The sequence below is a fragment of the Pseudorhodoplanes sp. genome (assembly GCF_050250235.1).
Classification (GTDB): Bacteria; Pseudomonadota; Alphaproteobacteria; order Rhizobiales; family Xanthobacteraceae; genus Pseudorhodoplanes.
In genome coordinates this window covers 1-6187 of the sequence record NZ_JBFWPA010000227.1, presented here as the reverse complement: position 1 = coordinate 6187, position 6187 = coordinate 1, and the positions used below count along the sequence as shown (strand labels likewise).

General features: G+C 62.5%; 8 protein-coding genes. 3 read left to right on the top strand and 5 right to left on the bottom strand.

Annotation, left to right across the window (positions count from 1 at the left end):
* Positions 1-244: 244 nt before the first annotated feature.
* The 5 genes from AB7F49_RS37185 to AB7F49_RS37165 form a co-directional block, all read right to left on the bottom strand.
* Positions 245-457 (bottom strand): hypothetical protein, encoded by a 213-nt coding sequence (locus tag AB7F49_RS37185; RefSeq protein WP_428532327.1) that lies wholly within the window; start codon positions 455-457, stop codon positions 245-247.
* A 154-nt stretch (positions 458-611) separates the two neighbouring features.
* On the bottom strand, positions 612-962 hold the full coding sequence (locus AB7F49_RS37180) for a YkvA family protein (protein WP_428532324.1): 351 nt from the start codon (positions 960-962) through the stop codon (positions 612-614).
* A gap of 111 nt (positions 963-1073) precedes the next feature.
* A complete protein-coding gene (locus AB7F49_RS37175; protein WP_428532321.1) occupies positions 1074-1364 on the bottom strand; it encodes a Fis family transcriptional regulator in 291 nt (96 codons plus the stop codon).
* 36 nt (positions 1365-1400) lie between these two features.
* Positions 1401-1685: a type II toxin-antitoxin system RelE/ParE family toxin gene (locus tag AB7F49_RS37170; RefSeq protein WP_428532330.1), complete on the bottom strand. Its 285-nt coding sequence runs from the start codon at positions 1683-1685 to the stop codon at positions 1401-1403.
* Positions 1686-1833: 148 nt separating this feature from the next.
* Complete coding sequence (locus tag AB7F49_RS37165; RefSeq protein ID WP_428532318.1) at positions 1834-2727, bottom strand: LysR family transcriptional regulator; 894 nt, start codon at positions 2725-2727, stop codon at positions 1834-1836.
* 115 nt (positions 2728-2842) lie between these two features.
* Here AB7F49_RS37165 and styA point away from each other — a divergent pair, with 115 nt between their 5' ends.
* From styA to AB7F49_RS37150, 3 genes are all read left to right on the top strand, one after another.
* Positions 2843-4090 carry a styrene monooxygenase subunit StyA gene (gene styA / locus AB7F49_RS37160; protein WP_428532315.1) on the top strand — a complete coding sequence of 416 codons (1248 nt, stop codon included), beginning with the start codon at positions 2843-2845 and terminating at the stop codon, positions 4088-4090.
* Positions 4091-4232: 142 nt separating this feature from the next.
* A complete protein-coding gene (locus AB7F49_RS37155; protein WP_428532312.1) occupies positions 4233-4532 on the top strand; it encodes an EthD family reductase in 300 nt (99 codons plus the stop codon).
* Positions 4533-4550: 18 nt separating this feature from the next.
* Complete coding sequence (locus AB7F49_RS37150) at positions 4551-5957, top strand: aldehyde dehydrogenase family protein (RefSeq protein WP_428532309.1); 1407 nt, start codon at positions 4551-4553, stop codon at positions 5955-5957.
* Positions 5958-6187: the final 230 nt, after the last annotated feature.

The window sequence follows — 6187 nt, the reverse complement described above, 5'->3', positions numbered from 1 at the left end:
TCTGTGGGCTCCCTCCCCCCGTTGCGGGGTGGGTTGGGGCGGGGGGTACACGGCAGACTCAGTCGCTGCGGCTCACCCCCCTCCCGACGGCCTTCGGCCGTCGACCTCCCCCGCAAGAGGGGAGGTGAAGAAAGCAAGCGGCGAGTTACATCCCACAAAAACAAAAACCCGGCCTCCTTGCGGAGACCGGGCTGGCAGCCTCAAACGGCGCCGGGGTCACACAGGTGAACCCGAGATCGGGCGATTAATAGCCGTAACCGCCGTAGTAGGACTTGTAGCCGTAGCCGTGCGAGCGATAGCCGTAGGACTTGTAGCCGTAGCTGTAGCCGTAATAGGGCTTGTAGTACGACTTGTAGCCATAGCCGCCGTAGTAACCGGCAGAAGCGGCGGTCGGGGCCAGAGCGGCGGTGACGAGAGCGGCGCCGGCAGCGAGGCCGAGGATGGTCTTGCGGAACATGGGGTTTCTCCTGTGTGAGAGATGCGGTCATCGCATCCTGCACATCAGTCGCGCGGGGCCCCGGACCGGTTCAAAGCCGCGGCCTCGCTTTCGCACATACCGCGTCCGTGTGGTTTTTCAGCCACTTGCCGCGCCAAGGGGACCGCCGGAGCAGTTACGCCGCCAGTTTCCGCTTCGCCGCGTCGCGGTGCTCCGGCCGGATCGCGTCCGAGACCGCCTTCAACGCCGCTGCCAGCACGGCCGCGTCGTCGGCGAATCCGAACATCGGCAGGATGTCGGGCACCACGTCGATCGGCATCACGAAATAGGCCAGCGCGCCCAGCAGAATGAACCGGACCTGGTGCGGCGTGTTGCGGTCGAAGGCGCAGTAATAGGCCGCCAGCAGGTCTTCGGCGAAGGGCAGCTTGCCAGCCAGGCGCATCACTTTCGGCCAGAATCCAGCACGCACCGTCCGCTCGTCGGCGGCGGCCTTCAGGAAGTCGTCGACATTACGGGTGCGGGCCATGGCGCAGCCTCCCAGGAATGTTTCGGCAAGAATGTGGTGACGGGCGAACGCCTGAGCAAGCGGCTCGCCCCCAATCCCTCCGAGCGATTGGTTGGAGGACATCGTGCCTGCTCAGGCGAGTTCAAGACGCAGGTTGCGTCCCACTGCTGTTGCGGCCCGGTGCAGGGTCTCCAGCGTGACATTTCCATCGTCCGGATTCAGCACGCGGTCGAGTTGCGCACGGGTCGTTTTCATCCGTGCGGCGACCACAGTCTTTGTCAGTTTTTGCTTTGCCATCACCTGCTGAAGCTGCCACGCGAGCACGCGCTTGGCGGCGATGGCGGTCGCCGCATCGAGGTTTCCATCTTCTTCAAGAAAATCCTCGAGGGACGAACCCACATTGGGATGCTTCTTTCTGCTCATCATTCTTTCCTGTCTCATTGTCATTGCATGCAGCGTCTAGCGCTTGTTCTTTTTGAACTCCGCTTTGCGCTTGCGTGCATTTTCCAACTCGTTCTGAGGGGTCGCGCGGGTTTTCTTGATGAACCCGCAGACCACGATCAAAAGCTCACCGTCCTGAAAGAAAATCAGGCGAGCCTCCCGCTTTCCCGACAGGCTGCTCCGACTTTCAAACAGGCCGCCCTTCAGTGGCCGGCACAGCGGCATGCCCAAAGGAAATCCCAACTGGATCGTGCGCAAATCCGCACCCACGACCGCCCGGTCTTCACGGCTCAAACTCCGCAGCCAATCGAGGACCGGCTCATTGCCGGCATCCGTCCTGAAAAAGGCGACTGAAAACTTTCAAGGAAACTCTTTGGGCAGCTTCGAAATGTCTTCGTCAAAGTCCAACATGTATCATATATAATACGAATATCAAGTGGCCGTTGCCGCGTTACGCGTTGAACCGGTCCGCACGCGCGATCACGAAATCCAGGAAACTGCGCGCCCGCGCCGACATCCAGTGGGTTTCCGGATAGACCACATGCAGCGGCAGGGACGAGACCGTATAGTCCGGCAGCAGCGCCTTCATCTGCCCGCGGCGCAACGCTTCGCTGGCGCACCAGGCCGGCACGATGGCGATGCCGAGATGCTGCAGCACAGCCTCCCGCATCGCATCCGCATCGTCGACCATGACCGCGCCGGACACACTCACCACATGCCGGCCATCGTCGGACTCGAAGGTCCACTGGTTGGCCGGCGCCATCCGCGCATAGGCGATGCAGTGATGCTCCCGCAGATCGTCCGGATTGCGCGGCGTCCCGCGTTCGCGCAGATAAACGGGGGTCGCCACCAGATAGCGCCGCACCGTGCCGATCCTTCGCGCCATCAGCGAACTCGACTCGAGCTGGCCGATGCGCAGCGCCAGCTCCATCCCCTCCTCGACCAGATTGATGGTGCGCTCGTCGAAACGCAGGTCGAGCTTCACGTCAGGAAAATCGCGCGCATAATCGCGCACGACCGGCATCAGGTAATGCCGCCCGAAGGATGACGGCACGCTGATCCGCAGCGTACCCGAGGGCCGCGCCGGCGCTTCGCGAATGCTGGCGCGCGCCGCCTCGAAAGTGCCGAGCACCTGCCGCGCGAGGTCGTAGACGCGATGCGCCTCGCGGGTGGGCGTGAGCTTGCGGGTCGTGCGCATGAACAGCTGCGAGCCGAACTCCTCTTCAAGGAGCGCGATGCGCTTGCTGACAGCGGGCTGGCCCAGTCCCAGTTCCTTGGCGGCGGCGGAGAAGCTGCCGCCTTCCATCGCCCGCACGAAGGCCTTCAGGCAGTCGATCCGGTCCATCTAGTTAATTCCTATTCGGAATAAATCTTATTCTGTTCATTCCGTATACGGAAGCCCCGGCGCTGCCCTAAGCTTCGCCGCAACAAGCAAGAATTCTGAAAACCGGGAGGATCCCTTGAAGCGTTCGATCGGAATCGTCGGCGCCGGCATCGGCGGCCTGCATCTCGCGCTGTACCTGCAGAAGCACGGTGTGGACGCGACCATCATCACCGACCGCGCGGCGGAGGACTATCGCTCATCGCGCCTGCTCAACACCGTCGCGCATCATTCCGTGACGATCGCGCGCGAACACGAGCTGGGAATCCATCATTGGGACGATCCCGGGCTGTTCTATTACTACCACGACCACGTCTTCAATTTCCCGCAGCCGCTGCGCTTTCGCGGCGACTTCAAGAATCCGAGCCGCGCGGTCGATTACCGCATCTATCTGCCGACGCTGATGAACGACTTCGCGCGGCGCGGCGGCAGGATCGAAATCCGCAAGATCGAGGAAGACGACATTCCGGCGCTGGTGAATCGCTTCGATCTGCTGGTGGTGTCCACCGGCAAGGGCGCGCTGGGCGACCTGTTTTCCTATCGTCCCGAACATTCGCCCTATACGCAGCCGCAGCGCCGTTTGTGTGTCGGGCTCTACAAGGGCGTGCGCCAGCCCGACCCGATGAATGTCACGCTGTCGGTTTCGCCTGGCCATGGCGAGATGATCGTGATCCCGACCGTGACCTTCGACGGCATCGCCAACGCGCTCTTGATGGAGAATGTCCCCGGCGGCGACATGGAGGAGCTTGCCACGCTGAACTATGAGCAGGACCGCAAGCATTTCCTCAAGGTGCTGCTCGGCAAGCTCGAAAAGCACCATCCGACCACCTATGACCGGATCGACACCGCCACTTTCGATCTGGCGCAGCCGCAGGACATCCTGCAGGGCGGGGTCGTGCCCACCGTGCGCAACACCGTTGTGCAATTCGATGGCGGCAAATGCGCGATCGCGTTGGGCGACCTGCATTCCGTGGTCGATCCGATGATGGGCCAGGGCGCCAACATGGCCTCCTACGCCGCTTTCGTGCTGGGCGAGGAGATCGTCGCTGCCGACGCGCTCGACGCGCGCTTCTGCGAAAAGGTCGACATGAAGCGGCAGGATCGGGTGCTCGCGGCCTCACGCTGGACCAACATCATGCTGGCGCCGCCGTCGGAAGCGATGGGCGCACTGATTGGGACGATGAGCCAGAACAAGACGCTGTGCGACGAGTTCACCGAGAACTTCAATTATCCCGAGCGCCAGTGGGACCACATCGCGTCACCGGAGCGCATTCACGCGTGGCTCAATCGTGTATCATCGCCGCAGGCCGCGACCGCGGCCGCGTAACTGATCGATAGCTCTCAGAACCGCTCGTCCCCGCGCAGGCGGGGACCCAGAATCAAGAACTGGATGCCCGCCTTCGCGGGCATGAGCGGACTATGGACGGCCTTCAATCGGTCACGCTCAGAACACGCCGAGGAAACACACCATGCACTGCCTGACCGTCATCTATCCGCGTCCCGACGACGAAGCCCATTTCAAGAAATACTATAAAGAGACGCATATCCCGCTTGCCAAGCAACTGCCCGGGCTGAAATCCTGCCACTATGCCTATCCGGCCGCGATCGGACCGGCAGACAACGTGCCGTTCTGCATTTTCCAGGCCTGGTTCGACTCTCCCGATGCCATGGGTCAGGCGATGCAGTCCGATATGGGCAAGAAAGTCGGGGCCGACGTGCCGAACTATTCGCCAAAGGGCGCAACCATCTTCCATTTCGCGGCGGAATAACAAGCGAGGAACGACCACGTGCAGGAAACGTACAATCTGACCATCGGCGGAAAGTCCGTCCCCACCAAGGAACACTTCGAGGTCCGCAATCCGTCGACCGGCGAGGTCGTGGGCCTCGCGCCGAAAGCGACATCCGAACAGCTCGACCAGGCCGTCGATTCCGCGCAGACCGCGTTCGCGTCGTGGTCGAAAACCTCGCAGGACGAGCGCAAGAAACTCTGTCATGCGGTCGCGCAGAAGCTCGCCGATCATTCGGAAGAAATCGCGCGCCTGATCACCCTCGAACAGGGCAAGCCGCTGAACGGTCTCGGCTCGCGTTTCGAAATGGGCGGCGCCGGCGCCTGGGCGCATTACACCGCCGATCTCGATATCCCGGTGAAGGTGATCCAGGACAACAACGAGGGCCGCATCGAGCTGCATCGCCGGCCGATCGGCGTGGTCGGCTCGATCACGCCATGGAACTGGCCGGTGCTGATCGCGATCTGGCACATCATCCCGGCAATCCGCGCCGGCAATACGGTGGTCAACAAGCCCTCGCCCTACACGCCGCTGTCCACGCTGCGCATGATCGAGCTGATGAACGAGGTACTGCCCGCGGGCGTCGTCAACGGCATTGCCGGCGAGGACACCATCGGTGCTGCGATGTCGTCGCATGACGGCATCGGCAAGATCGTGTTCACCGGCTCTGCCTCGACCGGCAAGAAGGTGATGTCGAGCGCGGCGAATACGCTGAAGCGCCTCACCCTCGAACTCGGCGGCAACGATGCCGGCATCGTGCTGCCGGATGTCGATCCGAAGCAGATTGCGCCCGGGCTGTTCTGGGGCGGGTTCATCAACAACGGCCAGACCTGCGCCGCGCTGAAGCGGCTCTATGTGCATGACGATGTCTATGACGAGGTCTGCGCGGCGCTGCTCGACTTCGCGAAGACGATTCCGATGGGCGACGGCCTGAAGGACGATTCTCAGCTCGGCCCGGTGCAGAACCGCATGCAATACGACAAGGTCGCGCGCCTGGTCGAAGCTGCGAAAAATGCCGGCGGCAAGGTGCTGATGGGCGGCGAGCCGGAAAAGGGCAGCCTGTTCTATCCGGTCACGCTGATCGGCGGCCTCGACAACGGCAATCCGCTGGTCGACGAGGAGCAGTTCGGACCGGCGCTGCCGATCATCCGCTATTCCGACGTGGATGACGCGATCGCGCGCGCCAACGACAATCCGAACGGCCTCGGCGGCTCGGTATGGTCGAAGAATATCGAGAAGGCGAAGGAATACGGCGCGCAGCTTCAGTGCGGCACGGTCTGGATCAACAAGCACGGCGCGATCCAGCCGAACGCACCGTTCGGTGGCGTCAAAGGCTCCGGTATCGGTGTCGAATTCGGCGAGGAAGGCCTGTTCGAGAACACCAACGTGCAGGTGATGTATAGCTGAGCTGACTGCGAGCGCGGAACGCCTCCGCGCTCCGCTCTTTGCTCGCCCCGCACTTTCTTCCTTCACCCTCCCCCTTGTGGGGAGGGTCGATCGACTGAGCAATAGCGAAGGAGATCGGGGTGGGGTGATCGCGACTCCAAACTGCTACCCCCACCCCGCACGCTTTCGCTCGCGACCCTCCCCACAAGGGGGAGGGTAAACTGAGTTCGCGGCGCAATCAACGCGCCACG

What these genes read in the sequence shown, in the direction of transcription:
- AB7F49_RS37185 (WP_428532327.1), bottom strand. Translation starts at nt 457, where the DNA reads ATGTTCCGCAAGACCATCCTCGGCCTCGCTGCCGGCGCCGCTCTCGTC.
- AB7F49_RS37180 (WP_428532324.1), bottom strand. Translation starts at nt 962, where the DNA reads ATGGCCCGCACCCGTAATGTCGACGACTTCCTGAAGGCCGCCGCCGAC.
- AB7F49_RS37175 (WP_428532321.1), bottom strand. Translation starts at nt 1,364, where the DNA reads ATGAGCAGAAAGAAGCATCCCAATGTGGGTTCGTCCCTCGAGGATTTT.
- AB7F49_RS37165 (WP_428532318.1), bottom strand. Translation starts at nt 2,727, where the DNA reads ATGGACCGGATCGACTGCCTGAAGGCCTTCGTGCGGGCGATGGAAGGC.
- AB7F49_RS37155 (WP_428532312.1), top strand. Translation starts at nt 4,233, where the DNA reads ATGCACTGCCTGACCGTCATCTATCCGCGTCCCGACGACGAAGCCCAT.